A 26,826-nucleotide genomic window follows, 5' to 3' on the forward strand; every position below is an offset into this window, starting at 1 on the left:
GAACACCAGATTTGCAATATTTGTAAAAACATTAATGTATTATAAGCTCCCTTCCCGCCAGCTAAAATAACCAAACCGCGAAATGCTTGTTTGCAGCGTATTTCAGCGGTTTTTCCACAATTTGTTCATAAGGTGAATTTGCTTATTTTCGCCACTCTTTTTTTTGGGTGAACCATATAATATAATAATTAAGAAAGACCATGTCGATCATTCAGAACATCCGGGACAAGGCAGCCTGGTTGGTATTTGGCGTAATTGCGCTTAGCTTATTGGGATTCCTTTTAATGGACGCATTCGTTGGCAACCGTGGCCGCGGATTGTTTGGAGGTAACACTTCTACTGTAGGATCCGTAAACGGAAAAAAAGTAGATTATGTTGACTACCAGAAAAGGATTCAGCAGGTAGAAGATCAATACCAGCAGAATGGATACCCGATGAATGAAATGATGCGCCAGACCGTGCAGGAGCAGGTTTGGACTCAGTTCGTTGAAGAAAATGTAATGAACGAGGAATATGAGAAGCTGGGCCTCACCGTTACACCCAAAGAACTTGATGACATCTTATTTGGTGCAAACCCGCCCCAGGATCTTCGTCAGCAGTTCACCAACGAACAAGGTGTATATGATGTGAATGCAGCCAAGTCTGCTATTGCCAACCTCCGCAAGCAAAAGGATAACCCGATGGCTGAAAATTTCAGCAACGTGTACCTGCCTGCTCTCATGGAAGGCAGACTGCGTGAAAAATACGCCTCACTGCTTGGTAATACTTATTACATACCCAAATGGATGGCTGAGAAAACAAATGCTGACTACATCCAGATGGCGTCTATCAATTATGTTGCTGTTCCCTATTCAACTGTGAGCGATAGTCTCGCTGAAGTAAAAGTGTCTGACAGTGACATTGATACTTATGTAAAAGAACACCAGGAAGAATTCAAACAGGAATCGAGCCGCAGCATCAATTATGTTGCTTTCAGTGCTGCACCAACAGCTGCTGACAGCAATAACATTGAACAGCAACTGGAAAATGTCCGTGCCGAATTTGCAGGCGCACCAGATCCTGCTGCTTTCCTGGTAAGGAATAATAGTGAAGTACCATACTTTGACGGATATGTGGTGAAATCAAAATTACAGGTGCCCAATGCTGATACCATCCGTGTACTCGCAGATGGCCAGGTATTCGGACCATATCTCGATGGCGGAAATTATGTTCTCGCAAAAATGATTGGAAAGCGCAACTTACCTGACAGTGTGAAAGTGCGTCATATTCTTATCAGCACACAAGGTGGCCAGGGAGTCGCGGCTTTATCTGACAGCGCTGCGAAAGCAAAGGCAGACAGTATCGCCGGTGCGATTCGTGGTGGTGCAAACTTCGCTGTTCTCGCTGCTATGTTCAGCTCTGACCCCGGAAGCAAAGACAAGGGCGGTGAATATGATTTCTCTTCACAGCAGTTTGGTAACCTGGCAAGGGAATTTGCAGAAGCATCTTTCTATGGTACAACAGGCGACAAAAAAGTGATCAAGACAGACTTTGGGTATCATTACCTGGAAGTGATGAACCAGAAGAATTTCGAGCCTGCATATAAAGTGGCTTACCTGAGCCGTGCGATCTCGCCAAGCGTAGAAACAGAAAATACTGCATCAGGAGCCGCAAACCAGTTTGCCGGTGAAAGCCGTAACGCAAAGGCGTTTGAAGAGAATGTCGGCAAGCAGAAACTCACAAAACTTATTGCCCAGGATATTAAGGCAAATGATATCATGTTACCCGGACTTGGATCGAGCAGGCAGCTTGTTCGCTGGATGAACGATGCAAGTGTTGGTGATGTATCTGAGCCCATCAATGTGGAAGACAAATACATTGTAGCTACCCTGACAGAGATCAACAAAGAAGGAGTGATGAGTGCAGCAAAAGCTCGCCCACAGGTGGAATTTGTTATCCGTAATAAGAAAAAAGCGGCGGTAATAAAATCTAAGCTTGGCAGCCCGGCCAGCCTCGAAGCCGTAGCAACTGCAACAAGCCAGCAGGTGCGTACAGCCGACAGCGTACGTTTTAATTCACCTTTCATTCCAAATCTTGGCCAGGAACCTAAAGTAATCGGCGCGGCTTTCAGGAAAGAGAACCAGGCTAAAATATCAGCTCCCATCTCCGGAAACGGGGCTGTATTTGTGCTGAAAACGAATAATGTTTCAGCGGTATCTGACGGTGGAATGAATGCTGAGCAACAGCGTACGATGCAAATGCAGCAAATGCGCCAGATGTCCGGCTTCCGTGCCGTTGAAGCACTTCGCAAGGCAGCAGAAGTTAAGGATCAGCGTTCAAAGCTGATGTAAGCGATAAGCGAAATAAAATTGAGGCGGACTCCACGGAGTTCGCCTTTTTTATTTTTGGCTGTAACTTTATCATTCCAAACTTGTTATAGACTAAAATCCCAGTTATGGCTGATGTGATTGTGAATAAAGTAGCAGAAAGCGGGTTGATCACCCTTGACCTGGAAAATTTCTATCCCCGGGAAGAGATCCTTGTGTTTGATATGAAGGACCATTTGTTCATGGGCCTCATCCTGAAGGAAAAGGATTTCCGCGAAGCGATGAAAAACCTCGACTTGTCAGTATACAAGGATAAGTATGTTGCAGTGACCTGTTCGGCCGATGCAGTTATTCCCGTATGGGCATATATGTTGGTTTCATCAGAACTCACACCTGTAGCAAAAGATATTTTCTATGGAACGGCAGATGAATTCCACCGTCATTTATTCCTTGCTAACCTCCGCTCAATTGATACCGCCGAGTTTGCAGATAAAAGGGTAGTTGTAAAGGGCTGTGGCGAAACTCCGATCGGTGACTTTGCTTATCTCGAGATCACCAAAAAACTGCGTCCGGTTGTAAAAACCATAATGTACGGGGAGCCCTGCAGCACAGTGCCCGTATATAAGAAGAGATGACCTTTAATATTCCGATAAGTGAATAAATCAATGGGTGAGGGTGAACTAGTGGATTTTTATCAGCTCTTCCGCCTTCTCCATGTCCTCAGGCGTATCGATATTCACGCCCATATACTCAGTTACAACCATTTTTAAGGGAATTCCATGTTCCAGGTAACGCAGGCATTCGATCTTCTCAGCCGCTTCGAGTGGAGTCATGGGCCAATTTGTAAATTTCATCAGCACTTCCTTGCGATAGGCATAAACACCAACATGCTCGAACCAGGTCACCGGGATATCAGTGCTTCGAGGGTAAGGAATGGGACTCCGGCTGAACAACAGCGAGTTCATATTCTTGTCCACCACCACTTTTACAACGTTGGGATTTTTTACCGCTTCTTCTTCCGTCAGTTCCTGCATCAATGAAGCTACCTGGACACCGGGGTCATCAAATACAGAGAGGAGTCGGGACAATGGACCCTTTTTCACAAATGGCATGTCGCCCTGCACATTCAGGATGATATCCACATCCTCCATCTCCGCTACAGCTTCCGCGATCCGGTCACTACCGCTTTCGTGTGACCGTACACTTCTTCTTACTATTCCACCGATCTTGCTGATCTCATCAAAAATGATCTCGCTGTCTGTAATAACGCTTACTTCATCGAAGAGCCCCGTCGCAAGCGTGTTTTCATATGCGCGACGAATGATGGTTTTGTCTCCCAGCATTTTCATCAGCTTTCCGGGAAACCGGGTTGCAGCATAACGTGCGGGAATCATCGCAATGGTTTTTCCCATAAGGTCAGTAATCTGTTTTTATAGATTTATCAAAGGGGATCCTGAACTGGTAACCCAGGTCTTCATCTGTTTTATCGTCCAGCACATCCAGTCCATAGCGCAGTTCGCGCGGATCAGCGTATGCAAATGTACCAAAGAGGCGGTCCCACACCGAAAAGATATTACTGTAGTTCGTGTCGGTCAGCGGACGTTTATAATGATGATGTGCTTTGTGCATATTCGGGGAAACAAAGATCCAGCTGATGGGCTTGTCTATCCACAGCGGCACCCTGATATTGGCATGGTTGAAATGTGTGAACAATGCCGCACAGCCCCGGTATAGAAAATATAAACCAACCGGCACGCCGACAAGGAAAATTCCAAGTATGGCGGTGGCCTCACGAAGCAGCCATTCACCCGGGTGGTGCCTTGTGCCGGTAGTGACATCAACTTTGGTGTCACTATGGTGAACCATATGGAACTTCCATAGGTACTTGTATTTGTGCATGAGCCGGTGGGGCAGGTACTGGCCAAAAAAATCCATCAACAACAGGCCAATGACTATTTCCACCCAAAGCGGCCACTCTACCAGGTTAAGCAGCCCGAAGTTGTGTTCCGTAACATAGGAACAAACCTTGATTGTGAAGATTCCGAAAATGAGATTGAGGACAAGTGTGGTGGCAAGGAAAACCAGGTTTACCCCGGCATGTTTAAAGCGATTAAATGAAAATTTGAAAAGGGGATAATATCCTTCCACCAGCCAGAAAAACACCATTCCACCCATCAGGATCAAAACCCTGTGACTGGAAGAAATGTTTGTCCAGTATTCCATGAAATTGTTCATACGGCCAGGTAAGCGTATGTTAAGTTAACAATAGAACAGCAAGGCTGTTTCAATGTCCCGTAAAATTGATGTAAATCATGCCGGCAGGGAAGAATACAGAGTACCACAATTTTTGCACCGGTAGTGAACCGTAAACCGTACATGGGAGCCTGTAAACAGTCGTACCCTGAGCTTTCCCCAGAACCCGGCAGGCTGCTCAACATGGGTGACCTTTTCAATCATTACCGCACCACAGGTCGGGCAGGCCAATTCCTTGATGTACCGTTCTTCGGCTTCTTCAAGAAAGCTAATGGCCTGGTCGGTTTCGGTGTCGGACACCATCAGTTTTATTCCGCCGATAGCGGGACTGAGCAGTGGATCGATCGTAACGGTATTTTCATCCTGCAGGTAGCAATTGATCCCATGATCTTTCAATAAACTCAACTGCAGATTGGCCACTATATAATTGTCGTATGAGCGGATCTCGTTGAACTTCATGAAACCTCCTCGTTCATCAGGCATTCAGCATCAGCGGCATAACCAGCATCAGCAGTTCTTCGTTTTCGTCGCCCTCCATGGGCTTAAGGATACCAGCTTTTGTGGGAGTGGATAGTTCCATCCGGACTTCATCGCTTTCCGCAGCGTTCAGCATTTCGATAAGAAACCTGGCGTTGAAAGCGATCTGCAGGTCTTCACCATCATACTGGCATTTCATTCGCTCAGTTCCTTCAAAACTGAAATCAATATCCTGTGCCGCAAGCTGCAGTTCACTTCCGGTAATATTTAATACTACCTGGTTTGTGCTCTTGTTCGAAAACACGCTTACCCGGCGAAGGGCTCCCTGGAAGTCAGGTTTAGTGACGATCATTTTATACGGATTGTCAGCAGGGATAACTACTTTATAATCCGGGAAACGGGCGTCGATCAGGCGGCAGCTCATCTGTGTATTGCCGTGTGTTACGAAAAGATGGTTGCTGTTATAGCTTACTGTGATAGTATCATCATTATCAGGAAGGGCGTTTTTCAGGATGTTGAGCGGCTTCTTGGGAACAATGAATGCATCATTCTTAGGCGCCTTCACATCAGTTCTTTTATATCTCACCAGCCTGTGTGCGTCTGTAGCTACGAACTGTACGAAGTTTTTGTCAAGTTCGAAATATACCCCGGTCATCGCAGGGCGCAGGTCATCATTGCTGACTGCAAACAGGGTTTTGTTGATCCCGGTCACCATCGCACTGCTGGTCAGGTCAAATGAAGTCGTGTCATCTGCAGTGGGTTCCTTCGGGAAATTATCGGGGTTTTCACCCATCACCTTATACTTACCATTATCGCTGGTTATTTCGATACCGAAATTCTTGTCGATGGTAAAAGTGAGTGGCTGATCCGGGATGTTTTTCAACGAGTCGATCAGAATCTTGGCGGGGATACATACCCTTCCGCTGTCTTTGGCTTCAATGTCCATCTGCACACGCATCACGGTTTCCAGGTCGGTGGCCACCACATTCAGTTTGTTCTTGTCGATTTCGAACAGGAAATCTTCCAGGATGGGTAAAACTGTATTGGCGTTGATCACTCCACTGATCTGTTGCAGCTGTTTCAATAAGGCCGACGAAGAAACGATGAACTTCATAAAACTGGTTGCTATTTAATGGGGACGAAACTAAGGAATTTTAGCATTGGATTTCAAACCCCTTATTTTTGTTAAATGGCGAATTCGCTGTCAGTTGACCAGGCTCTGCCTAAAATCAGGCACTATTGTTCGTACCAGGAACGCTGCCACCAGGAAGTGAAGGAAAAACTGTACGGGTACGGACTGAGGAAAAATGACGTGGAGCTGGTTATTTCACAGCTTATCGAGGAAGATTACCTTAATGAGGAACGTTTCGCCCGCCACTTTGCCGGGGGCAAGTTCCGCATGAAGAACTGGGGACGCATCCGTATCCAGAATGAACTTAAGCTGAGACAGGTCAGCGACTATTGTATCAGGAAGGCAATGAAGGAAATTGCTGATGAGGACTACCAGTCAGCCCTTGAAAAACTTGCCGCCGGCCGCTGGGAAACCCTCAAAACCGAAGTAGTATTCCTCAGCAGGCTAAAAAAAACCCAGGATTACCTGTTATATAAAGGATATGAATGGGAATTGGTTCAAAGGCAGCTGCAGCAATTGAAAATCAACACGAAAAATGAGCAACCTGAATATTACGACCGTTCAGACCATTCTCCACTGGGAAGAAAAGGAAAAGAACCTCGAGATGCTCGGGACCAGGATCCTTGAATGCACGGACAAGATGGAGGTAGTGGTACTGCCGGAAATGTTTTCAACCGGGTTCACCATGCAACCTGGAAAACTGGCCGAAACAATGGACGGGCCCACGGTAAACTGGATGAAGCGCATCGCTGCCTCCAGGCGGATTATCCTTACCGGCAGCCTGGTCATAGAAGAAAACGGGAAATATTTCAACCGGCTGGTCTGGATGTTACCAAATGGCCAATATGGTTATTATGATAAGCGACACCGCTTTGCCTTCGCCGGCGAGCACCTTCATTATTCACCGGGAAACCGGCGGCTGATCGCTTCAGTGAAAGGCTGGAAGATAAACCTGCAGGTCTGTTATGACCTGAGATTTCCGGTTTGGAGCCGGCAACAGCAACACGGCAGTACAACCACAGGCCCGGAGTATGATGTGATCATCAATGTGGCCAACTGGCCTGAAAAAAGAAGCCTGGCATGGAAATCCCTCCTGCAGGCAAGGGCAATTGAGAACCAGTGTTATGTTGCAGGGGTCAACCGGGTGGGTATAGACGGAAATGGTATTCCCCATAGCGGCGACAGCATGATCATTGACCCCTACGGGAACATTCTCTATCATAGGGCAGACGTCGAGGAGATGAATACAATAACGCTTGAACGGGATCGCTTAACTGAGTGCAGGGAAAAACTGCCCTTTCTCAGGGATGCCGATGAGTTTTCTATAATAAACGAAGACAGCAATGAATAAGGAACAGCAGATCTGTTTTTTCAACGGCCGGATCTTTACCGGCGACGAATGGATGAACCAGGCATATATCACTACGAGTGATGGTAAGGTCCGGTCAATTGATGCTATTCCGTCCGATTCGGAAGGTTCCGGCGCTTTCAATGAAATTGACCTGGAAGGCGGGCTGCTTGTTCCGGCACTGATCGATATTCAGCTTTATGGGGGTAACGGGAAACTGTTTGGGGAAAACCCTTCAGTTGAAGCACTGCAGGCAACGGTCAACTATTCCCTTTCCGGCGCCGCCCAGCTCATTCTTCCAACTGTTGCCACAAACAGGGACGAGGTTGTTTTCGCTGCAATAGACGCGGTGCGTCAATATTGGAATGAAGGAGGCAAAGGGGTTGCGGGACTTCACCTGGAAGGCCCATTCCTTAATCCGCAGAAAAAAGGAGCGCATGCAGCCGACCACATGCAGGAACCAACAATTAAAAACATTGAAAAGTTCCTTAACTATGGTCGCGGTGTAGTCAGGATGATGACCATTGCACCGGAACTCTTTTCCGATGAAGCAATTTATTTGCTGCAGTCTGCGGGAGTTATTTTATCAGCAGGACACAGTAACGCAACATATGAGCAGGCTAATGCCGCATTCGCAAGGGGAATAAATGTTTGCACCCATCTCTTCAATGCCATGTCACCACTGTCGCATCGTGCACCGGGGCTAGTGGGCGCCATCCTCGATCATCCTGCAGTTATGTCGAGCATCGTTGCAGACGGATACCATGTTGATATCGCGGCAATCCGGATAGCTAAGCAGGTGATGAAAGACCGCCTGTTCCTGATCACTGATGCAGTAACCGAAAACGAAAGCGGGTACTATCGCCACCAATTAAAGGGCGACCGGTATTGCATGCCCGACGGTACACTTTCCGGATCAGCACTCACTATGCTTTCTGCAGTGAGATTTTGCATAGACAAGGTCGGGATTGAGGAGAGTGAAGCATTCCGGATGGCATCATTATATCCGGCCAAAGTGCTGGGACTGGAAAAGGAACTGGGAAAAATAGCCCCCGGTTACAATGCCCAGTGGAGCTGGATCGGGGTGCATGACAGCGTACGGCCCATCAGCCTGCATGAAGTAAAGGAAGAAGCCTGACCACACGGACTATTTGTTACGAGCCTGGCGACCGTTGTTCGAAATAATCAGTTCGCGAACTAATTCAACCTTTGGGTCTACGTTCGCCATTATTGAAGCGCGTGTCGGTTTCACTTCAATATCAGGCAGCACACCTCTTCCATCCTTAGCAGAGTGTTTGTCTATCACCAGGCGGAACTTGGGCAACCGGAAGCGGATATGCGTTTCCGGAAGGGTAACATCCGGAATAAACCAGGCAGAATTTCCATACGATGCACCACCTGTTTCTTCCCCCACAAGTTTAATATTCTGTTGTCCTTTTACTGCCCGGGCAAAAAGCGCCGCTGCTGAAAATGAATTCGGACCGGTCAGCACGTAAACGTTACCGTTATAGTGATTCTTTTTCTTCGGTTTGTACACATGCCTCTCGAAGTACCCGAAATGATATTTCCCATCCTGCTTCTTTTTAGTGATCATACTGAAGAAGATTCCTGTGAACCAGTTATACTGTATATGCTCGCCATACTTGCTTCTTTTATTAACAGCATAAAGTGAGTCGGCAAGTTTAAATGGTTTGTCGGCCAGGAACCTGGTCAGCAGGGTGGAATGTTTCACATTTCCACCTCCGTTGCTCCGGATATCAATTACGAGGTTATTAATGTTGCCTTTCCTTAACTCCCGGAAGCTGCATTTGAAAAAGGAAGTCAGCCGGTTGTGGTTATTGAACGTATTCACCGTCATGTAGCCTGCAGACAGGGCTGTGTCTATCTGGATCGATCGTGCATACAATAATTCTTCCTCCCTTCTTTCCCTTCGCTTCAGCTTTTCCCTGATAACGGGAATGATAGATTTTCTTGATGAATCTCTTTTCGGTGGTTCAACAAGACGGAAGCGGAAAGATTGTTCTGTTCCGACGCTGTCGAGGTAACTGAATTCGTAAGACGGCTTTAACCCGGATATAAGCCGGAGCCATGCACCGAATGCGCCCCTGTTGCTGAGTGTCTGGTTAAGGTAACTGCGGTTATATCCATCGCCGGGAATGTAGCCGCTCATGCTGTCAATCACAGAAATAAATGGCTGTCCTTCAAACCTGGTAAGCACAGTGCCCCGCGGGATGGTAATGTCGCTTCGCTTCAGTGTATTATTCAGGATAACGGTATCGTTATCGAGAACTTTGATGGACATCGGGAACATAGGAAGGTCCGCAGTGTCCAGGTAATGGATGTATTCTTTAGAATAACGGGTGCTGGTATGCCCGCAATGAACTTTGGCTATCACATAACTTAATACTGACCTGAACTGCGGTTCAGTCATGGAGTCCCTGAGCTGGCTGTAACCCCAGTCAAAATAATGACGCATGCTGTCCGGGTCAATATACCAGTCGATGCTGGGATGGGATTCTTCCAGCACTTCGCGGAATACTGTATAGTCGCGTTGTAACTTTTCAACCGGGAACTTATGGCCTGCATCGAACGCATTGCGCGCGCTTCCGCAGCTGGTACATATAATGACCAGTGCAAACAGCCAGGATATAATAGCAGGGGCGTTCCGGTTTTTGCACATCAGTTAAAGATAATCGCTACTGTTCTTTAAATGCATTCCATCCCTGGGCGGTTATCTTAAATTTATTGCCGCCTTTTGTTAAAATGTGTGCACCTGCCTCGGGCTCCGTCATGTACCCGATCACGCTGATCTGTTCATTAAGGACCAGCTTATCGTAATCTTCCTGCTTAATAGTAAACAACAGCTCATAATCTTCGCCGCCGCTGAGTGCACACGCAGTAGGATCGAGGCCAAACTTGAATGCGGCCTGCCGGGCATCATCATGAACCGGGATTTTCTCTTCGTACAGTATGCAGCCCAGCCTGCTGTTGTTGGTAATATGAAGGATCTCTGAGCTCAGGCCATCACTGATGTCCATCATTGAAGTTGGTCGCAGCTCGCTATCAGCAAAGAAGGAAATAATGTCTTTTCTTGCCTCAGGCTTGAGCAACCGGCCTACGATATATTTTTCACCTTCGAGATCAGGCTGCACCTGTGGGTTTTCGAGGTAGATCTGTCTTTCGCGCTCAAGGAGGGTAAGCCCCAGGAATGCACCACCAAGGTCTCCGCTCACACATACCAGGTCTCCTTTCTGTGCAGTTGAACGCTGTACATACTGGTCAGGAGATACTTCACCGATTGCCGTAACACTGATTACGAAACCTGTCCTTGATGAACAGGTGTCGCCTCCAACCAGGTCCACACCATATTTTTCACAGGCTGCATATACGCCTTCGTAGAATTCATCGAGCGCCTCGACGCTGAATTTATTGCTGATCGCAATGCTGATGGTGATCTGTGTGGGCTGTGCATTCATTGCATAGATATCACTCAGGTTCACGACCACGCTTTTGTAGCCGAGGTGCCGCAATGGCGTATACATAAGATCGAAATGCACACCTTCAACCAGCATGTCCGTTGTCAGTACGATCTGCTTACCATAATGGTCAAGCACCGCAGCATCGTCGCCAACACCAAGCACGGACGAAGCCTGTTGCAATTCAATATTCTTGGTAAGGTGATTTATCAGTCCGAATTCGCCCAGGGAAGCGATCTCTGTTCTTTGTTCCATAAAATTGGTTTTTTCTCCGCTCAGGACTTATCTCCGCTGATCCATTGCAGCATTTCCGCATGTATTTTTCCGTTAGTTGCGAGGATCTGCGGCTGGTATGGGGAATAATAATTATTACCGAAATCGGTTACGGTGCCACCCGCTTCTTCAACCATCAGGAAGCCTGCTGCGCTGTCCCATGCCTGCAGTTTGTGCTCATAGAACCCATCAAATCTTCCCGCTGCAACCCAGCAGAGATCAATGGCGGCAGATCCCAGCCTGCGGACAGGGATGCCTTTCCTGATAAATCTTTCAAAACATTGCAAGGGACCATTCGGTATATCAAGGTAGGTATAGGGAAAGCCGGTCACCAGGCAACTGCTGGCCACCTCTTTTTTGTCGCTCACGTGAATCGGCTTGCCGTTAAGGCTCGCACCGTTTCCGCGCTCAGCCAGGTAAAACTCATTGATCAGTGGATTATATACCGCGCCGTGAATCATTTTGCCATCTTTCTCGATGGCCACACTAACGCAACAGATCGGGATGCCATTTGCAAAATTGACCGTACCGTCGATCGGGTCAATGATCCATTTATAAGTTGAGTCCATTACCAGCTCACCACTTTCCTCACTAAGGATATAATGATCAGCAAACGTGGCACGGATGGTTTCAATGATCGCCTTTTCAGAAGCATGATCCGCTTCTGTAACGAGGTTATTTACTCCTTCCTTGTTGGAAATTTTCAGGTCTTTCTGATTAAAAAACTGGGCGAGTACTGCCGCGCCGGCCTTTGTGGCATTGATTAGCGTTTCCTGTAACATCAAACAAAGCTAAGTAGCAAAGCCGAAATAAAAATTACCAATAATTTAGTGGCATGATCCTGTCTGTCATAATCGTAAACTACAACGTGTGTTATTTTCTCGAGCAATGCCTGTGTTCTGTTATCAGTGCGGGTCAGGGATACGAGATCGAAATCATTGTTGTGGACAACGCTTCTTCGGACGACAGCCGCGAATACCTGCCGGTGCACTTCCCAGGGGTAAAGTTTATATGGAACGAAACGAACCCGGGCTTTGGGATCGCCAATAACCAGGCAATGGCCGTGGCAACGGGAAAATACTTTCTCCTCCTGAACCCGGACACCCTGCTGACCACCGGTTCAGTGAAGACCTGCCTGGATTTTTTCGCATCACATGCCGACGCTGGGGCCGTGGGTATGCGCATGTATGATGGCAACGGCAACTACCTTCCCGAGTCAAAGCGCGGGTTCCCGGATGTGCTGACCTCATTTTACAAGTTATCCGGCCTGATCAGCCTGTTTCCGCGGCACCGGCAGGTCTCACGTTATTACCTGGGTCACCTGTCAACCGAAGAAGTGCAGCAGATCGATGTTATCTCCGGTGCGTTCATGTTGTTTCCCCGGAAAGTATATGAACTGGTAGGAGGCTTTGATGAGCGGTTTTTTCTTTACGGAGAGGATATAGACCTTAGTTACCGGGTCAGAAAGGCAGGGTTTAATAATTATTATCTGCCGTTACCCGGACTGATCCATTTCAAAGGGGAGAGTACCCCTAAGGACCTGGAGCATACCCGGCATTTTTATGAAGCGATGAGCCTGTTTGTCGGGAAACACTTTGGCGGAAGGGCACTAATGATGAAGTGGATGCTGAATGCGGCAATCATTTTCCGGGGCACGATGTCAGGATTCCGCCGGTTGATGAAATTTTCCGCGTCCGCAGATCTCAAACGGAAACCAGCGGTAAACCACCAGTTTACTCTATTGGGTGACCCGATTGTGGCCAGGGAACTACTTGATGCTGTTTCGGGTACTGGTGCAGGTAATTTCAGCTCCGGGGAAGGCGAAGACGGGAATGCCGGTGGTAGCGACATTGTTTATTGCCTGGGAAAAAACTACCCATTGGAAAAGATTATTTCGGACTGGCAAAAAGGAATCCGTCGTTCGACCCGGAACTGGTTTCATTTTTCCGGAACCTCCAGTATCGTAGGCAGCACAGATAAAAAAAGCAAGGGAGAAGCGATCCTGCTAAAAAAACCCCGGTTGGCCTGACCAATATCGTAATATTGGAAAGCGAATAAGTATTTTTGCTATTCACCCAAAAGTTGATGTAAAGTAATGGCGCTGATCGAAATAACATTGCCAAAAACGATTGCGAAAGCTCTTCGGCTACCAGCCAGCTCCCCAAGGCGGCAACAGCTGAAAGTGCTGAAGAAACTGTTGAAGAAGGCCCGTTTTACTGAATTCGGTCAGCATTACCGGTTCGACGAGATCCTGCTGAGCAGGCATCCGGGTAAGAAATTCCAGCAGCTGGTTCCCGCACACGATTATTCTTCCATCTATAAAATGTGGTGGCACAAAACCCTTGAAGGGAAAAGGGATGTGTGCTGGCCCGGCCGGATCAAATATTACGCCCTTTCATCCGGTACCTCAGAAGCAGCCAGTAAATATATTCCGGTTACTGAAGACCTGCTCGCGGGCAACCGGGTTGTGATGATCAAGCAACTTTTTTCCCTGCGTCATTATGATGACATCCCTTTCAGCAACCTCGGCAAAGGCTGGCTGATGTTAGGGGGGAGTACCCAGCTTCAGCAAAGCAAAGGGTATTATGCGGGCGACCTCAGCGGCATAACGGCAAAAAAAGTTCCTTTCTGGTTCACGCCATTTTATAAGCCGGGAAAGAAGATCGCCAAGATGAGCGACTGGAACGACAAACTGGATGAGATCGTTGAGCAGGCGCATAACTGGGATATCAGTTTTGTTGTCGGCGTACCGGCATGGATCCAGATGTGTATGGAAAAGATTATCGAGCGGTATAAGCTCAAAACAATCCACGACATCTGGCCCAACCTCTCCTTCTTTGTTCATGGTGGCGTTTCTTTCGAACCTTACAAGAAAGGATTTGAAAAACTGTTGGCTAAACCACTCACATATATTGAGACCTACCTCGCAAGTGAAGGCTTTATTGCTTACCAGGACCGCCAGAACGCAAGGGGAATGAAGCTTTCCATCAACGATCATATCTTCTTCGAGTTTGTTCCGTTTGACGATGAAAACTTTGATGCAGAAGGAAACATGGTCGCCAACCCCAAAACTTACATGATCCATGAAGTGGAGGAGGGGCGTGACTATGCGATTCTCATCAGCACCTCTGCAGGTGCATGGAGATACATGATCGGTGACACTGTCAGGTTTTCGGATGTGGATAGGTGTGAGATCATCATCACCGGCCGCACCAAACATTTCCTGAGCCTCGTTGGCGAACACCTGAGTGTGGACAATATGAACCGGGCACTGCAGCTAGCTTCAGAAGAGCTGAATGTCTCCATTCCTGAATACACCGTTGCGGGCATTCCTTCCGGAACCTTTTTTGCCCATCACTGGTATGTGGCAACCGACGACCAGGTAGATCCGCAGCAGCTTCGTGAAAAGATTGACAAACACCTCAAGGAACTGAACGACGATTACGCCGTTGAAAGGAAAAGTGCGCTCAAGGAAGTGTACCTCGATGTTTTGACTGAAGACAAATTCATGGAATTCCTGAAGTCCAAAGGCAAAGTGGGTGGTCAACACAAATTCCCCCGTGTGCTGAAAGGAAATATGCTCAGGGATTGGGAACAATTTTTGAATCCCGGTATTAAAGCCGGCTAACCCATCGGCTCTGGAGTTATTCACCTATTCACTTATCATATGATCTCAGTTCGCCACGCATCTATTGAAGACCTCGCCTCCGTTGCTTACCTGTTTGACCTGTACAGGCAGTTTTACAATCAACCTCACGACAAGTCAGGAGCAGAGCAGTTTATCCGCGAAAGAATGGAGCAGAAGGAATCAGAGATACTGGTGGCATTAAGTGAAGGGGAGATCATCGGTTTCGTTCAGCTCTATCCTATCTTTTCTTCAGTATCCATGCGCCGGGCCTGGTTGCTGAATGATCTGTACGTAGGCGAATCATACAGGTCAAGGGGAGTTGCCACGCTGCTGCTGGATGCCGCCAAGCAGGTTGCAAGGGATACGAAAAGCAAATGGCTCCTGCTGCAAACCGGCGAAAGCAATGCAACCGCACAGGCATTATACATAAAGAATGGTTGGGTACGCGAAACAGACCTGTTCTTCCGGTTTGATATTTGATCCCGGGATCAGAACCAGCCCCGTTTGTTAAATACCCACAACATATAAATAGGGATCAGCAGCATCAATCCAACCGCAATGTAAAATCCATAGTCGTTGTGCAGGTAAGGGATCTTGTCAAAATTCATCCCGAAAATACCACCGATCACCGTCGCAGGTGCCATAAGACAGGTAACTATCGCCATCACCTTCATTACCTCATTCATTTTCAGGTTCACGTTATTGATATAGAGGTCCTGCATGTTCACCATGATATCGCGATAGTTCTCGCACAGGTCATAAGCCTGCATAATATGATCGTACACGTCTTTGTAATACTTGGTCGTCCGGTCATCGAGCAGGTCACTTTCACTGCGGATGATCCCATTCACCAGGTCGCGGACCGGTGCAAGGTTGCGCTTAAGGACGATCAACTCTTTTCTCAATGCACTAATTCTTGCCAGTGCCCTGCTGTTACTGTTCTGGATCACCTGTTCTTCCAGCTCCTCGATACGCACACCGAGTCTTTCCATCACAAGGAAGTAGTTATCAACAATGTGGTCAAGCATACTGTAACAGAGATAGTCGGCAGACCGCTGACGGATCTTTGAGGTGGAAATCCGTAGTTTGTCACGCAGCGGATTGAATACATCCCTTGATGCATCCTCCTGGAAACTGATTACGAAATCCTTTCCCAATACAATACTGATCTGCTCCTGTTCAACGGTTCCGTGCTGGTCGTTGAAATAAAGCATATTGAGTAGGCAGAACAATACACCTTCCACTTCATCCATTTTCGGCCGCTGGTCTATACTCAGGATATCTTCCAGCAGCAGCGCATGCACGCCATAGTGATTGCAGATCGCTTCAACATCAGCCTTCCTGAGTCCATCCACGTTGATCCAGCTGACCCGGCCTGAATTCCGGTATTGCAGAAGCGGCGCCACTTCGTTATATTCTTTAACCTCGATTTCGCGATCGTTAAAATCATACACATAGGCCCTGACCTCCCTGGCCTCTTCCCGCTGGGGTATGACCGTTGGATTAACATGAAGGATCTGTTTCGTCCTGTCAGTCCCGAATAGTGTGTTCAACCCAAGGTATCCGAGGTACCGCCTGGTTGGCTTCGTAATCGTTTTCCTGATCGCTTTACGGATCATAGTCTGGCGGCTGTTTAATGCCTGTCATAAATATACGCCACTGAAAATTATTGGATCTTGCGATGAGCCTGTAATCGTTATTTTTATGGCCTCGGACAAGTCATATGACAGAAGCACTATTGAAAGGACTGGCACTCGGAAGCATACTTGCTTTATCGGTGGGCCCCGTTATTTTTACGATCATCAAACAAAGCCTGAACAATGGCAGGGAAGGCGGCATCAGTTTTGTCGCCGGCGTGTGGGCAAGCGACATAGTGCTCGTTGTTGTCAGCAATGCTTTTTCTGAATGGGTTAAGGCATTGCTCGAATACAGGAAAGCCATTGGGTATATCGGCAGCGTGTTCCTTATCGGAATGGGACTGTTCTATGTTTTCCTGAAAAAAGTAACAATCGCAAATGATGCGGGCGGAGAAGTGCAGAGATTCCGGAAACGCGATGTGGCGAAAATATTTTCATCCGGGTTCCTGATCAACACATTAAATCCGAGTGTAATACTGTTCTGGCTCATCAATGCAACTGCCTTCGCGGTAACACATACCTGGAACCAGCGGCTTATTATTTTTTCAACCTGCATTGGCGTAAACATTGTTGCAGACCTGGCAAAGGTGCTGATGGCGGGGAAGCTCCGGAAAAAACTAACGTTACATAATCTTGCCGTTATCAATAAAATTTCCGGTGTGATTCTCGTTGGCTTTGGATTGGCACTGCTATGGACAGTCGTATTTTATCCTATTAAATTTGATTATTAATTCATCCGTAGGGTGCCACCCGACGGGTAACAATATTCATTATGTCAAAAACCATCCTTGTTGCTGTTTCACTCCTCCTGGCATTAGCCTCGTCGGCGCAGATGGAAGACTATATTATCCTCAAGAAGCCGAACAACCGGCATGTCGGCTCCTACTTTAAAGGTAGCCGCATTAGTTTTCAGCGAACGAATGGCCAGTTGTTTGATGGAATTATTGAATCCATCAGGAACGATTCAGTTTTTGTACGGCAATGGCAGGTACGCACGTATATGACCCAATTCGGTACAACAAGGGTTGACTCCGCCGGCTACCTGGATTATGGAATGCATTACAAAGAGATCTTTACTATAATTCCAAATAAAAAAGATCACTGGAGATTTGTTAAGAACGGATCGATATTCATGATCGCGGGTGGCGGTTATGCGCTGGTGAACCTGATCAACGGTGCCTATCTTGATGAACCGATAGACGATCCGGACAATCTCCGGTCGTTGGGCATCGCGCTAGGGGTTGCAGCAGGCGGTTTCATTCTCAACCGCATTTATCACAGCAAAAAGAAGAAAGGAAAACTTTATAAGATAGAATATATGCGCATGACTGAGCGTTAAAAAAATGACTCCCTCAATTTTTATAACTTGCGCCACCTAAATAAGCAGGATCCTTCGTGAAAACAAAAGGTTTGATACCCCGACTCTGGCGATTCCTTAAAAGACTGTTGCTGATTTTATTTATCGGTCAGCTGGTCTATATCATTGTGTTGCGATGGGTCAACCCGCCGATCACACTGACGCAGATCGGCAACGCTTTCAGTTACGGTCTCAAACGCGACTATGTTTCCCGCGGGGAAATGTCGAAAAATGCGCGCCTGGCGGTTATTGCATCCGAAGACCAGATGTTTGCCGATCATAGCGGGTTCGACTGGAAAAGCATTGAGAAGGCAATGGATTATAACCAACGCAAGCCAAACCGTATCAGGGGAGCCAGCACCATCAGCCAGCAGACCGCAAAAAATGTCTTCCTGTGGCAGGGGAGAAGCTGGATTCGGAAAGCGCTGGAAACCTATTTCACGTTCATGATCGAACTGGTTTGGGGAAAAGAAAGGATCCTGGAAGTGTACCTGAACGTAATTGAAATGGGCCCGGGCGTATTTGGGATTGAAGCTGCATCACAGCACTATTTTAAAAAGCCGGCATCGAGGCTTACAAAAGCAGAAGCCGCCCGCATTGCTGCCTGCCTGCCAAACCCGAAAAAGTTTCTTGCAAGTCCGGCCGGCCGTTATGTGAGCAGCAGGAGTTTCGCCATCCAGCGACAAATGAACAACCTTTCTTCAGACCCGGATATCGCAGTTATCATTCAATAAGCTATTTACTGATCTGCAGGGGAAGAGCTGCAGTGTTCTGGCTGAAAATGCCAGGCAGGCTTGTGGAGATGCCCAGCTTTGCGCGATATTCCCCTGGTGGCAGCTGGATGGTATCCTTTGCTGAAAAAACCAGGCTGTTTCCACTGCTCAGGGTGGCAATTACCGGAATCCGTTTCTCAAGGCTCTTTCCCTTGAATATATCCAGGGTTATTTCCAGTGTTTGATTTTCTGGTGCTGCATTGAAACCAAAATGAGAGGCAAACGGGGCAGGATGTATATCTGCGGAAAAAACAGCCAGGCGGCCCTGCCTGATCTCAAGTTTGTCAGGATTGGGTTTAATCTGTACGCCGGAATAGCTCCTGTAATTGTCGAATACTTTTCCGTATGTAGGTCTTTTACGTGTTTCAATAAGGGTGGAACTGGAATAATTTCCCATCTGGTCATCGACAACGAAAACCCTCCTTCCCTGCATCTCAGATTCCATTGGCCAGAAATTATAATTACTGCGCCGGTAAGTGGTGGTATTCAGCGCGAAGCTTGTATCACCAGTGTAGAACCAATATTTGGAAGGCCGCTGGTAGCTGTTGAAGAAAACAACCGGGAGTCCGCCGGATGCTTTCTTTATAGATGCGGCCCATACTTTGTTGTTGTGCATTTCGTCTTTGAAACGCCCGGTCAGTTGTGGAATATCAGTAATCATATATCCCCGGAGCAGGACAACTGCAATCAGTGCAGGCGGCATAAGCCGGTAAACCCATCGCGCATGCGTAAATGACTGCGACAGCCAGGCATGGGCCAGAATCATCAGTGGCACTAATGCGGGCACTGTCCAGTTTGCTTCCACTCGTCCTTTAAGTGTGCTGACCAGGAAGAACAGGTAAAATCCGGTCATACTATATTTTAGTGCACGGGCAAAAACGTCACTGGTACGGAAACGGCCGGCGGCATACAGAAGCATCCAGCCAATCAGCGGCCCGGCGAGCAGGATCTGGCCGAGAATGTATTCAAGCGTAAATGAAAACCTGTAAGCAGGTGCATTACGCTCACGAAGGTGATATTGTACCGAAGGGAAATCATGTGTGTATTGCCACCAAAGGTGAGGGGCGAACAAAATAATGCCGGTCATAGCCGCGAGCCATGCCTGCCACCGTAACGCGAGTTTTGGATTGCTGAACAGGGTAAGCAGAATGATCAGGATCCCGTGGTATTTACTGTAAAGCATTAAGGCCATTACCACACCCAGCAACAGCGATTGCCCCAGGTCGGATTTATCAAGGAAACGACGGTATTGAAAGAAGAAAAGTGCCGTAAAAAAGGTAAGCGGAATATCAGGAACTGCAAGTATACCGCCGATCTGCAGCACACCCATTGAAAGCGCGATTGCATAAAACAACCTGTCGTTCTTTGCCAGTAGCATATGTTGGACCAGCCACAAGGTTGCAGCGTTCATAACTGCCATGAATAACCGTACACCAAGCTCGTTTTTGAAAATTGCAAAACCTGCTTTGATCAACACCGCAATCATGGGTGGGTGATCGAAATATCCCCAATCAGGAAACCGGGAGTACACCCAGTAATATGCCTCATCATCCAGCAACTGTGTACCGGCCGACTGTATAAGATTGATGAGCAGCCAGCAGCTGTAGAACCAGGTTTTAGGATGTTGGCGGATTGATCGCATCAGGAATGACATAGGAAGGGTTCTTTTATTGTATTGTGTCCTCAATAGTTGTTATGCAATGCACCATGCGTTCATCGATCGTTCCGCTGACTAAAGTCCAGGGCACTTCCTGGTTAACAAGGAGGTCTTTATACATTTGAAAGAGGATCTGCCTTGTTTTAAGATCGGGATATTCCCTCAGGGAGTCTTTTGTCCATGGAATGTCAGTGTCGCATAAAAAATACAGGTCATATTGCTGCTGAACGATCCGGTCAAGAATGAATTGGTGACACTTTCCAAAAACATATTCGCACCATACCTTCATCACATACATGTCCGTATCAATAAAGATCATAGATGCGCCAGCCTCTGTAGCCTCACGGACATATTTGTCTTCGAGGGCAGCCTGTCCTTTCGCAATTTCGAGCAGGTCGTCATAGCTGTAGGCAGTACCCCGGGCAAGAAGGTATTCACGGGCATACTCAGGGCACCAGGTAGTATCATAGTGCTCTGCGAGATACGAACACAATGTACTTTTACCGGTAGACTCCGGCCCGATTACAACAATCTTTTTCAACATAACGGACCGGAAAGATACCGCTAATGAGTATCATGTACACGCGCTTTTTTTATCCATGAGAATAGCCCTGCTATAGCAAGAACCAGCAACACAATGAACTGGAAACTTGTGAATACATATCCCTTCACGAAATAGAGTGGAATGGATGCTATATTGGTAATGATCCACCAATGCCAGCTTTCCACTTTTTTCCTGGCCATAAGCCACATGCCTGTGTATGCGCTTGAACTTGCAAGGGCATCGGCCCAGGGTATTGCTTCGGGGGCATATTTTGTAGCTTCCTTAAGCCATGTGAGCCCGGAAAAAAGAACCAGGTAGAAGAAGGCAAAGAAAAGTAGTTGATAGATCCAGTCATTCCGGTTGGAAAAAGTGATATGAAGAACATGATGGTGCTCCTGGTCGCGTTTGGCCCACAAGACCCATCCGTAAATGCTCATTATGGTATAGTACAGGTTCACGCTGGCTTCACCGAACAGGTGTGCCTTAATACTCAGGTAGATGTAGATAATTGTGTTGACGAGTCCAACAGGGTAAACAAGAATATTTTCCTTCCTGCTGAACCAGACGCTCGCTATGCCGCAGATCACCCCGATAAATTCAAGCCACGTAGTCTGTCGTATTCCATCAATAAACTGCTGCCATATTACCTGGACCATGCTTAAAAATGCAACAGAATTTTTAGATTGCTGGAAATTGTTTGCATGAAAATAGCTGTATTGGGTTCCGGAATGGTTGGGCGCGCCATGGCGCTGGACCTTTCTTCCCGCCATGAAGTTACTGCCTTTGATAAGTACGAGTCGAGCCTTAACCTGCTTGCAGAACGCAAAAGCAACATCACCAGGATCACGGCTGACCTGGCAGACTATTCTGCGTACGCACGAATGCTTGAACCATTTGAACTTGTTATTACGGCGGTGCCGGGGTATATGGGTTACAAAACGCTTGAGGCCGTTATTAATGCAGGTAAGAATTGCGTTGACATTTCATTTTTTCCTGAAGACGCCCTGCAACTTAATGACCTTGCCGCTGAACGTAATGTTACTGTTATCACCGATTGTGGCGTGGCTCCCGGCATGAGCAACTATATTCTTGGCAGGTATAATGAAGAAATGGAAGTGGAGAAGTTTGAGTGTTATGTGGGCGGACTACCAAAAACACGTAAAATGCCATTCGAATACAAAGCTCCTTTTTCTCCCGTTGATGTGATTGAAGAGTATACCCGGCCCGCGCGACTGAAGGAGAATGGTCATATTGTTGTGAAACCAGCGCTGTCTGAAAGGCACTACATGCACTTCGACGGAATCGGAACACTGGAGGCTTTCAATACGGATGGCTTGAGAAGCCTCCTGTTTACCATGGCTCATATTCCCGACCTGAAAGAGCAGACTTTACGCTACCCTGGCCACGCAGACCTGATCCTCGCACTCCAGATGAGCGGGTTTTTTGATGAAAAGCCTATAGAGATCAATGGCACCGACATCAGGCCAATTGATTTTTCATCAAAGGTTCTCTTCAAAGAATGGAAGCTGGGCGCTGAAGAAGAAGAGCTGACCGTAATGCGGGTGATCGTGGAAGGGAAAAAAGACGGGCAGCCACAAAAAGTGGAATATAATATGCTTGACCGTTATGACCCGGTTTCAAGGATCTCGTCCATGTCGCGGACAACAGGATACACCTGTACTGGCACGGTCGAAATGTTAGCCCAGGGATTGTTTCGCAGCGAGGGCGTATTCCCTCCCGAACTCGTGGGCAGGGACAAAAGCTGTTTTGATTTTATTATTAAATACCTCGCAGAAAGAGGGGTGCACTGGCTTAAGTCCTGACCGGATGAATTATCTTTAACGGCCCGCGCCCTGACCTCTTATCAAAAACAATAAAACAACAGAAATGAATCGTAATGCAACTGCCGTTTGGAACGGCTCAGGTAAAGAAGGCAATGGTCATTTGACTACTCAAAGCGGAGTATTGAAAGAAACCCAGTATTCCTTCAATTCCCGGTTTGAAAGCGGAATCGGCACGAATCCCGAAGAACTGGTAGCCGCCGCGCATGCGGGTTGTTTTACCATGAAGCTTAGTTTCGTCCTGGGTGCTGCAGGCTTTACTGCTGATTCACTGGAAACAAAGTGTGACATCACTTTTGAAAACGGTGCCATCACCAAATCTCACCTGACCGTTAAGGGTAAAATTCCCGGCATCAGCAAAGAGCAGTTCGAAGCAAGTGTAAAGGATGCAGAAGCCAACTGTCCTATTTCAAAGCTTCTCAACACCGCTATCAGTTCAGAAGCGACCCTCCTGTAATTCAGAAGATAAGTACCTGGATAGCGATCCAGGTCAATAACAAGGCTACCAGTAACCCGGTTATGCTCAGCCATGCCGGATGCTGGTAGCCTTCCTTTTTCCTGCTTTTCAGGTTTGCCGCTATCAGGATAAACAGGGAAAAGGGTAGTATGAAGCCATTTATCATTCCGGCTGTGATCAGCAGCTTTACAGGCTGGCCAACCAGCAGGAAAACTATTGTTGAAACCGAAATGAAGGCAACAAGGACCTGCTTGTGATAACGCTCCAGCAGCGGATGCCAGGATCGGATGAAAGAAACAGATGTATAGGCAGACCCGATCACAGAAGTAATTGCCGCACTCCATAATACAATTCCAAATAACCGGTATCCGACGTCGCCGGCAGCGTGACGGAAAACAGCTGCGGCCGGATTGCCTTTATCCAGCGTCAACCCTGCACATACCACGCCCAGTGCCGCCAGGAAAAGCACGTATCGCATAACCGACACAGTTATAACTCCCCTTATCGCAGCTGATGAAACGGAACGCATTCTTTGTTCTTCCGGTAACTTTGCTTCCAGTAAGCGGTGTGCTCCTGCGAAGCAGATGTATCCACCTACAGTGCCACCCACGATTGTTACGATCGATTTCCAGTCTATCACCTCGGGCCAGAATGTTCCTGCCAGTGCTTTACCTATTGGTGGGGCTGCAACGATCGCCACATAACAGGTGAGCCCTATCATCAACACGCCGAGAAGCTGGACAAACCTGTCCATCGCTTTTGCGGCATCTTTCACCAGCATCAGGATTATTCCGGCTGCGGCACTGATCAGGGCGCAGATGCGCGTGTCCATTCCCGTTATCACGTTCAGTCCAAGTCCCGCACCCGCAACATTACCAATGTTGAAAGCAAGTCCGCCAAGCAAAATCATCAGTGAAAGCAGAAAGCCCAGTCCGGGAAATAATTCATTGGCAATTTGTTGTGCCGGTTTGTTCCACGACAGTATTATGCGCCAGATATTCAGTTGAACAATAACGTCAATGATGATGGAAACAAGAATGGAAAAGCCGAAGGCCGCAACCAGCTTTTCTGTGAATACCGCGGTCTGTGTAAGGAAGCCAGGGCCGATCGCAGATGTTGCCATCAGGAAAGCGGCTCCCCAGAAAGCGGACCGGTATAAGGATCGGTTATTCATCCTGGCGATTGTATGGTTATGTCGTGCTGTCGGAATCCCTTCGAAAGGGCTTTTGCCAGAGCAACAGCCTGCGATCCATCGCCATGGATACAGATCGTCTGCACTTCCAGGCGAACCAGCGTACCACCTATAGTTTTAACCTGCCGGTCCAGGGCCAGTGACAGCGCCTGTTCAATTGCTGAGTCGATTGAATCTATCAATGCACCTTTCTCTGAACGGGGCGTAAGGGTGCCATCTTCCTGGTAAGTGCGATCCATAAACGCTTCCGCAACTGCTGGTAGTCCCGCTGATCCGGCTTCCGAAATAAGATGACTGCCGGACAGTCCATAAATCATCAACGAGGGTGACACGTATTTTACAGCGGCGATGATCGCGGCTGCAATAACCGGGTCTGCTGCTCCCTGGTTGTACAATGCTCCATGTGGCTTAACATGATGCAGATATTCTCCTTCCGCACGGCATAGGTTATACATTCCCTGTACCTGCCTTCGGACAAGGCTGAATATTTCACTGGCGCCAAGGTTCATATTCCGTCGGCCGAAATTATTCCTGTCATCATAGGAGGGATGCGCTCCGATAGCTACTTTGTGCCGCCGTGCAAGACGGATGGTTTGCAACATGGTACTCGTGTCACCTGCATGAAAACCACATGCAATATTGGCCGAACTGATGAGGGGCATGAGTGCTTCATCATTTCCGGCACCTTCACCAAGGTCACAGTTAATATCCATTCTGATGCGGTTCATGAGAAAAACAGCGCGTAGTCCTTTTCCAGGGAAATAAATGCCTGCTGGCGCGACAGGAAAATTGATTCCGCTTTTTCTTCGGTAATCTTCCTGAAACTGATCAACGAACCTGGTAGTTGTTGGGCAAGCAGGGAAAGATCAACGCGACAAACCTGGCCAATCCTCGGGTACCCTCCTGTGGTCTGTGCGTCGGTCATGAGAACGGCCATCTGTCCATCAGGTGTAACCTGCATGGTTCCGGGGACAACCGCCGTTGAAGTCATCTGGAACGGGTTATCCAGGTACATGGGAAGTCCGTTCAACCGGAAGCCCATCCTGTTGGCATATTTCGTCAGCTCGAATTTTTCAGTTTCAAGAATAGCCAGCGCTTCCCTGCTGAATGTCAGGTGTTCATTTGCAGGAAAGTAACGGATCACTGATTTGGTATGGTCCGGGATGGCCTGGGGTGATAAACGTAAATGCCCTGTCCCGTTTGGTTTTGAAAGGTGGCGATAGATCCTTTCTCCCAGTTCATTCCTTAGAACCGAAACAGTTAAGTGGTCTCCCGGCTTTAGTGTACGGCCGTCGTGGCCCCCGAAGCCGGCCTGGAGATGCGTGCTGCGGCTATTGAGAATCCACTGCGAGCGGACTCCGCCATGAACCGCCACATAATATACGCCCCCGGTATCCGGGCGAATGTGAACCGTATCGCCTGCTTCAGCGATAAAGGGTTGCCACGGCTCTACGGAGTTATTATTCCTGGAGATCCTGTAACCTTTTCCACCACAGGCAAGCAAGAGGACCTGCGTCGCTGTAAATGAAAACTCCCCGCCGGTTATTTCCACCACAGCATCACTATGACCATTTGCCACCAGCATATTACACAACCAGACAGAACTTTCATCCATACACCCACTGTTGTTGATTCCCCAGTTCCTGTAACCAAAACGGCCCGTATCCTGAACCGTGGCCATACCTGCTTTATTTATCTTCATACTGGTTCAGGTATTTAAAGGTTTCAAGATCTATTGAGCTGAACCGGACCGTATCGCCGGCATTCAGGAGACATCGCTGTGAGTCGTTGAAATTGAAAAGCTTGACCGGCGTGCGGCCGATCACGTACCAGCCGGCCGGAGTATCAAATGGGTAAATGCCGGTCTGTTTTCCCGCTATGCCTACGGAACCCGCTGTCACGACAAGAGCCGGACGGCTTTTGCGGGGTATGTGCAGTTTATCAGGAAGGATTCCAAGATATGGAAAGCCGGGACTGAACCCCAACATAAACACGTAATACGGCTGTTGGGTGTGTAGGCTGATAAGTTCTTCGACAGATATGCCTTTTTCCGCAACAACTGCAGCAAGGTCAGGTGCAAGGGCTTCATCATAACAAACCGGAAGCAGCACTTCCTTTGAATCAGCAGGCTGGCTTGTGAAGCCGTCCATACAGGCGGCCTTTTCCCGCAGCCAGTTCTTCAGGTATGCGAGTGGCGATATTTTGATTTCACGCCAGGTATCAAAAGGCTCTATAAACAGGCTAAGGCTGTTATACGCGACCGAAACATCCCGGAAGCCGGCAGGGGGGTGGCTTAAAATGCGTTCTTTCAAAGCTGTCAGTTCCCTGTGACGGTCAATAGAGATGTCAGATCCATACTGAAGGGTTACAGCGGATTCCGAAATGGTGTAGATGGAGTAGTCGTAGCGGATAGCAAGTAATCGGATGGTGATCAGTCAAATTACAAAATGATCAGTTGATATAAAAGAAAAAGAG

Annotated in this window: 28 protein-coding genes; 13 read left to right on the plus strand and 15 right to left on the minus strand. The window is 47.8% G+C overall.

Annotation, left to right across the window (positions count from 1 at the left end; genetic code table 11):
• The first annotated feature begins 200 nt into the window (after positions 1 to 200).
• Together OI18_RS01210 and OI18_RS01215 are read left to right on the plus strand one after the other, a co-directional pair.
• Positions 201 to 2,330, plus strand: coding sequence for a peptidylprolyl isomerase (locus tag OI18_RS01210; RefSeq protein WP_039136307.1), 2,130 nt, complete (start codon positions 201 to 203; stop codon positions 2,328 to 2,330).
• Positions 2,331 to 2,434: 104 nt separating this feature from the next.
• Positions 2,435 to 2,941 carry a DUF2480 family protein gene (locus OI18_RS01215; RefSeq protein WP_039136309.1) on the plus strand — a complete coding sequence of 169 codons (507 nt, stop codon included), beginning with the start codon at positions 2,435 to 2,437 and terminating at the stop codon, positions 2,939 to 2,941.
• A 45-nt stretch (positions 2,942 to 2,986) separates the two neighbouring features.
• On the opposite strand, the gene kdsB is transcribed toward OI18_RS01215, so the two are convergent.
• From kdsB to dnaN, 4 genes are all read right to left on the minus strand, one after another.
• The gene (kdsB, locus tag OI18_RS01220; RefSeq protein ID WP_039136311.1) at positions 2,987 to 3,718 is read right to left on the minus strand and encodes a 3-deoxy-manno-octulosonate cytidylyltransferase; all 732 of its coding nucleotides are present in this window, start codon (positions 3,716 to 3,718) and stop codon (positions 2,987 to 2,989) included.
• 4 nt (positions 3,719 to 3,722) lie between these two features.
• A complete protein-coding gene (locus tag OI18_RS01225) occupies positions 3,723 to 4,541 on the minus strand; it encodes a sterol desaturase family protein (protein ID WP_039136313.1) in 819 nt (272 codons plus the stop codon).
• Between the two features lie 75 nt (positions 4,542 to 4,616).
• On the minus strand, positions 4,617 to 5,042 hold the full coding sequence (locus OI18_RS23535; RefSeq protein WP_052272755.1) for a putative signal transducing protein: 426 nt from the start codon (positions 5,040 to 5,042) through the stop codon (positions 4,617 to 4,619).
• Entirely contained in the window at positions 5,035 to 6,150 is a 1,116-nt protein-coding gene (gene dnaN, locus OI18_RS01235) for a DNA polymerase III subunit beta (RefSeq protein WP_039136315.1), read from the minus strand. Before dnaN ends, OI18_RS23535 begins: the two co-directional genes overlap by 8 nt.
• 75 nt (positions 6,151 to 6,225) lie before the next feature.
• On the opposite strand from dnaN, the gene OI18_RS01240 reads away from it, so the two are divergent.
• The 3 genes from OI18_RS01240 to nagA are packed head-to-tail and all read left to right on the plus strand — an operon-like array spanning position 6,226 to position 8,654.
• Positions 6,226 to 6,795, plus strand: coding sequence for a regulatory protein RecX (locus tag OI18_RS01240; RefSeq protein ID WP_072038923.1), 570 nt, complete (start codon positions 6,226 to 6,228; stop codon positions 6,793 to 6,795).
• Positions 6,704 to 7,519, plus strand: a complete 816-nt coding sequence (locus OI18_RS01245) for a nitrilase family protein (RefSeq protein ID WP_039136317.1) — start codon at positions 6,704 to 6,706, stop codon at positions 7,517 to 7,519. Before OI18_RS01240 ends, OI18_RS01245 begins: the two co-directional genes overlap by 92 nt.
• Positions 7,512 to 8,654 (plus strand): N-acetylglucosamine-6-phosphate deacetylase, encoded by a 1,143-nt coding sequence (gene nagA / locus OI18_RS01250; protein ID WP_052272756.1) that lies wholly within the window; start codon positions 7,512 to 7,514, stop codon positions 8,652 to 8,654. Before OI18_RS01245 ends, nagA begins: the two co-directional genes overlap by 8 nt.
• Positions 8,655 to 8,663: 9 nt before the next feature.
• Here the strand turns inward: nagA and OI18_RS01255 are convergent, their stop codons facing one another.
• From OI18_RS01255 to OI18_RS01265, 3 genes are read right to left on the minus strand one after another with little or no spacing between them, the layout of a single operon-like run.
• The gene (locus OI18_RS01255) at positions 8,664 to 10,196 is read right to left on the minus strand and encodes a S41 family peptidase (RefSeq protein ID WP_052272757.1); all 1,533 of its coding nucleotides are present in this window, start codon (positions 10,194 to 10,196) and stop codon (positions 8,664 to 8,666) included.
• 16 nt (positions 10,197 to 10,212) lie between these two features.
• The gene (gene thiL, locus OI18_RS01260) at positions 10,213 to 11,247 is read right to left on the minus strand and encodes a thiamine-phosphate kinase (protein ID WP_039136319.1); all 1,035 of its coding nucleotides are present in this window, start codon (positions 11,245 to 11,247) and stop codon (positions 10,213 to 10,215) included.
• Between the two features lie 20 nt (positions 11,248 to 11,267).
• Positions 11,268 to 12,047, minus strand: a complete 780-nt coding sequence (locus OI18_RS01265; RefSeq protein WP_039136320.1) for an inositol monophosphatase family protein — start codon at positions 12,045 to 12,047, stop codon at positions 11,268 to 11,270.
• Positions 12,048 to 12,100: 53 nt separating this feature from the next.
• Here OI18_RS01265 and OI18_RS01270 point away from each other — a divergent pair, with 53 nt between their 5' ends.
• The 3 genes from OI18_RS01270 to OI18_RS01280 all read left to right on the plus strand — a co-directional run bounded on the left by OI18_RS01270 (position 12,101) and on the right by OI18_RS01280 (position 15,373).
• Positions 12,101 to 13,294 carry a glycosyltransferase family 2 protein gene (locus OI18_RS01270; protein WP_052272758.1) on the plus strand — a complete coding sequence of 398 codons (1,194 nt, stop codon included), beginning with the start codon at positions 12,101 to 12,103 and terminating at the stop codon, positions 13,292 to 13,294.
• A gap of 66 nt (positions 13,295 to 13,360) precedes the next feature.
• Complete coding sequence (locus OI18_RS01275) at positions 13,361 to 14,893, plus strand: GH3 family acyl-acid amido synthetase (RefSeq protein ID WP_039136321.1); 1,533 nt, start codon at positions 13,361 to 13,363, stop codon at positions 14,891 to 14,893.
• Positions 14,894 to 14,932: 39 nt separating this feature from the next.
• Positions 14,933 to 15,373, plus strand: a complete 441-nt coding sequence (locus OI18_RS01280) for a GNAT family N-acetyltransferase (protein WP_052272759.1) — start codon at positions 14,933 to 14,935, stop codon at positions 15,371 to 15,373.
• Between the two features lie 8 nt (positions 15,374 to 15,381).
• Here OI18_RS01280 and corA read toward each other — a convergent pair whose 3' ends face one another.
• The gene (gene corA / locus OI18_RS01285; RefSeq protein ID WP_052272760.1) at positions 15,382 to 16,512 is read right to left on the minus strand and encodes a magnesium/cobalt transporter CorA; all 1,131 of its coding nucleotides are present in this window, start codon (positions 16,510 to 16,512) and stop codon (positions 15,382 to 15,384) included.
• Positions 16,513 to 16,616: 104 nt separating this feature from the next.
• Between corA and OI18_RS01290 the strand changes: the two genes are divergently transcribed.
• The 3 genes from OI18_RS01290 to mtgA all read left to right on the plus strand — a co-directional run bounded on the left by OI18_RS01290 (position 16,617) and on the right by mtgA (position 18,621).
• Positions 16,617 to 17,261, plus strand: a complete 645-nt coding sequence (locus tag OI18_RS01290; protein ID WP_039136326.1) for a LysE family translocator — start codon at positions 16,617 to 16,619, stop codon at positions 17,259 to 17,261.
• Positions 17,262 to 17,302: 41 nt separating this feature from the next.
• Positions 17,303 to 17,869: a hypothetical protein gene (locus OI18_RS01295; RefSeq protein WP_039136327.1), complete on the plus strand. Its 567-nt coding sequence runs from the start codon at positions 17,303 to 17,305 to the stop codon at positions 17,867 to 17,869.
• Between the two features lie 71 nt (positions 17,870 to 17,940).
• Positions 17,941 to 18,621, plus strand: coding sequence for a monofunctional biosynthetic peptidoglycan transglycosylase (mtgA, locus tag OI18_RS01300; RefSeq protein ID WP_240312695.1), 681 nt, complete (start codon positions 17,941 to 17,943; stop codon positions 18,619 to 18,621).
• 1 nt (position 18,622) lies between these two features.
• On the opposite strand, the gene OI18_RS01305 is transcribed toward mtgA, so the two are convergent.
• From OI18_RS01305 to pnuC, 3 genes are read right to left on the minus strand one after another with little or no spacing between them, the layout of a single operon-like run.
• Complete coding sequence (locus OI18_RS01305) at positions 18,623 to 20,314, minus strand: ArnT family glycosyltransferase (RefSeq protein ID WP_039136329.1); 1,692 nt, start codon at positions 20,312 to 20,314, stop codon at positions 18,623 to 18,625.
• Between the two features lie 13 nt (positions 20,315 to 20,327).
• Complete coding sequence (locus OI18_RS01310; protein WP_039136332.1) at positions 20,328 to 20,861, minus strand: AAA family ATPase; 534 nt, start codon at positions 20,859 to 20,861, stop codon at positions 20,328 to 20,330.
• A 20-nt stretch (positions 20,862 to 20,881) separates the two neighbouring features.
• Positions 20,882 to 21,517, minus strand: coding sequence for a nicotinamide riboside transporter PnuC (pnuC, locus tag OI18_RS01315; RefSeq protein WP_039136334.1), 636 nt, complete (start codon positions 21,515 to 21,517; stop codon positions 20,882 to 20,884).
• 45 nt (positions 21,518 to 21,562) lie between these two features.
• Here pnuC and OI18_RS01320 point away from each other — a divergent pair, with 45 nt between their 5' ends.
• Positions 21,563 to 22,684, plus strand: coding sequence for a saccharopine dehydrogenase family protein (locus tag OI18_RS01320; protein WP_039136336.1), 1,122 nt, complete (start codon positions 21,563 to 21,565; stop codon positions 22,682 to 22,684).
• A 64-nt stretch (positions 22,685 to 22,748) separates the two neighbouring features.
• Entirely contained in the window at positions 22,749 to 23,159 is a 411-nt protein-coding gene (locus OI18_RS01325; protein WP_039136338.1) for an OsmC family protein, read from the plus strand.
• Position 23,160: 1 nt separating this feature from the next.
• Here the strand turns inward: OI18_RS01325 and OI18_RS01330 are convergent, their stop codons facing one another.
• Genes OI18_RS01330 through pxpB form a run of 4 tightly spaced genes read right to left on the minus strand, consistent with a single transcriptional unit; the run spans position 23,161 to position 26,786 of the window.
• The gene (locus OI18_RS01330) at positions 23,161 to 24,333 is read right to left on the minus strand and encodes an NRAMP family divalent metal transporter (protein ID WP_039136339.1); all 1,173 of its coding nucleotides are present in this window, start codon (positions 24,331 to 24,333) and stop codon (positions 23,161 to 23,163) included.
• The gene (locus OI18_RS01335) at positions 24,330 to 25,079 is read right to left on the minus strand and encodes a 5-oxoprolinase subunit PxpA (protein WP_240312696.1); all 750 of its coding nucleotides are present in this window, start codon (positions 25,077 to 25,079) and stop codon (positions 24,330 to 24,332) included. The genes OI18_RS01330 and OI18_RS01335 overlap by 4 nt, the downstream gene beginning before the upstream one ends.
• Positions 25,076 to 26,053 carry a 5-oxoprolinase subunit C family protein gene (locus tag OI18_RS23540; protein WP_052272761.1) on the minus strand — a complete coding sequence of 326 codons (978 nt, stop codon included), beginning with the start codon at positions 26,051 to 26,053 and terminating at the stop codon, positions 25,076 to 25,078. The genes OI18_RS01335 and OI18_RS23540 overlap by 4 nt, the downstream gene beginning before the upstream one ends.
• A complete protein-coding gene (gene pxpB / locus OI18_RS01345) occupies positions 26,040 to 26,786 on the minus strand; it encodes a 5-oxoprolinase subunit PxpB (protein WP_082037806.1) in 747 nt (248 codons plus the stop codon). The genes OI18_RS23540 and pxpB overlap by 14 nt, the downstream gene beginning before the upstream one ends.
• Positions 26,787 to 26,826: the final 40 nt, after the last annotated feature.

It is taken from the genome of Flavihumibacter solisilvae, assembly GCF_000814475.1.
Lineage (GTDB): Bacteria > Bacteroidota > Bacteroidia > Chitinophagales > Chitinophagaceae > Flavihumibacter > Flavihumibacter solisilvae.

What these genes read in the sequence shown, in the direction of transcription:
- OI18_RS01210 (WP_039136307.1), top strand. Translation starts at nt 201, where the DNA reads ATGTCGATCATTCAGAACATCCGGGACAAGGCAGCCTGGTTGGTATTT.
- OI18_RS01215 (WP_039136309.1), top strand. Translation starts at nt 2,435, where the DNA reads ATGGCTGATGTGATTGTGAATAAAGTAGCAGAAAGCGGGTTGATCACC.
- kdsB (WP_039136311.1), bottom strand. Translation starts at nt 3,718, where the DNA reads ATGGGAAAAACCATTGCGATGATTCCCGCACGTTATGCTGCAACCCGG.
- OI18_RS01225 (WP_039136313.1), bottom strand. Translation starts at nt 4,541, where the DNA reads ATGAACAATTTCATGGAATACTGGACAAACATTTCTTCCAGTCACAGG.
- OI18_RS23535 (WP_052272755.1), bottom strand. Translation starts at nt 5,042, where the DNA reads ATGCCTGATGAACGAGGAGGTTTCATGAAGTTCAACGAGATCCGCTCA.
- dnaN (WP_039136315.1), bottom strand. Translation starts at nt 6,150, where the DNA reads ATGAAGTTCATCGTTTCTTCGTCGGCCTTATTGAAACAGCTGCAACAG.
- OI18_RS01240 (WP_072038923.1), top strand. Translation starts at nt 6,226, where the DNA reads ATGGCGAATTCGCTGTCAGTTGACCAGGCTCTGCCTAAAATCAGGCAC.
- OI18_RS01245 (WP_039136317.1), top strand. Translation starts at nt 6,704, where the DNA reads ATGAGCAACCTGAATATTACGACCGTTCAGACCATTCTCCACTGGGAA.
- nagA (WP_052272756.1), top strand. Translation starts at nt 7,512, where the DNA reads ATGAATAAGGAACAGCAGATCTGTTTTTTCAACGGCCGGATCTTTACC.
- OI18_RS01255 (WP_052272757.1), bottom strand. Translation starts at nt 10,196, where the DNA reads ATGTGCAAAAACCGGAACGCCCCTGCTATTATATCCTGGCTGTTTGCA.
- thiL (WP_039136319.1), bottom strand. Translation starts at nt 11,247, where the DNA reads ATGGAACAAAGAACAGAGATCGCTTCCCTGGGCGAATTCGGACTGATA.
- OI18_RS01265 (WP_039136320.1), bottom strand. Translation starts at nt 12,047, where the DNA reads ATGTTACAGGAAACGCTAATCAATGCCACAAAGGCCGGCGCGGCAGTA.
- OI18_RS01270 (WP_052272758.1), top strand. Translation starts at nt 12,101, where the DNA reads ATGATCCTGTCTGTCATAATCGTAAACTACAACGTGTGTTATTTTCTC.
- OI18_RS01275 (WP_039136321.1), top strand. Translation starts at nt 13,361, where the DNA reads ATGGCGCTGATCGAAATAACATTGCCAAAAACGATTGCGAAAGCTCTT.
- OI18_RS01280 (WP_052272759.1), top strand. Translation starts at nt 14,933, where the DNA reads ATGATCTCAGTTCGCCACGCATCTATTGAAGACCTCGCCTCCGTTGCT.
- corA (WP_052272760.1), bottom strand. Translation starts at nt 16,512, where the DNA reads ATGATCCGTAAAGCGATCAGGAAAACGATTACGAAGCCAACCAGGCGG.
- OI18_RS01290 (WP_039136326.1), top strand. Translation starts at nt 16,617, where the DNA reads ATGACAGAAGCACTATTGAAAGGACTGGCACTCGGAAGCATACTTGCT.
- OI18_RS01295 (WP_039136327.1), top strand. Translation starts at nt 17,303, where the DNA reads ATGTCAAAAACCATCCTTGTTGCTGTTTCACTCCTCCTGGCATTAGCC.
- OI18_RS01305 (WP_039136329.1), bottom strand. Translation starts at nt 20,314, where the DNA reads ATGTCATTCCTGATGCGATCAATCCGCCAACATCCTAAAACCTGGTTC.
- OI18_RS01310 (WP_039136332.1), bottom strand. Translation starts at nt 20,861, where the DNA reads ATGTTGAAAAAGATTGTTGTAATCGGGCCGGAGTCTACCGGTAAAAGT.
- pnuC (WP_039136334.1), bottom strand. Translation starts at nt 21,517, where the DNA reads ATGGTCCAGGTAATATGGCAGCAGTTTATTGATGGAATACGACAGACT.
- OI18_RS01320 (WP_039136336.1), top strand. Translation starts at nt 21,563, where the DNA reads ATGAAAATAGCTGTATTGGGTTCCGGAATGGTTGGGCGCGCCATGGCG.
- OI18_RS01325 (WP_039136338.1), top strand. Translation starts at nt 22,749, where the DNA reads ATGAATCGTAATGCAACTGCCGTTTGGAACGGCTCAGGTAAAGAAGGC.
- OI18_RS01330 (WP_039136339.1), bottom strand. Translation starts at nt 24,333, where the DNA reads ATGAATAACCGATCCTTATACCGGTCCGCTTTCTGGGGAGCCGCTTTC.
- OI18_RS01335 (WP_240312696.1), bottom strand. Translation starts at nt 25,079, where the DNA reads ATGAACCGCATCAGAATGGATATTAACTGTGACCTTGGTGAAGGTGCC.
- OI18_RS23540 (WP_052272761.1), bottom strand. Translation starts at nt 26,053, where the DNA reads ATGAAGATAAATAAAGCAGGTATGGCCACGGTTCAGGATACGGGCCGT.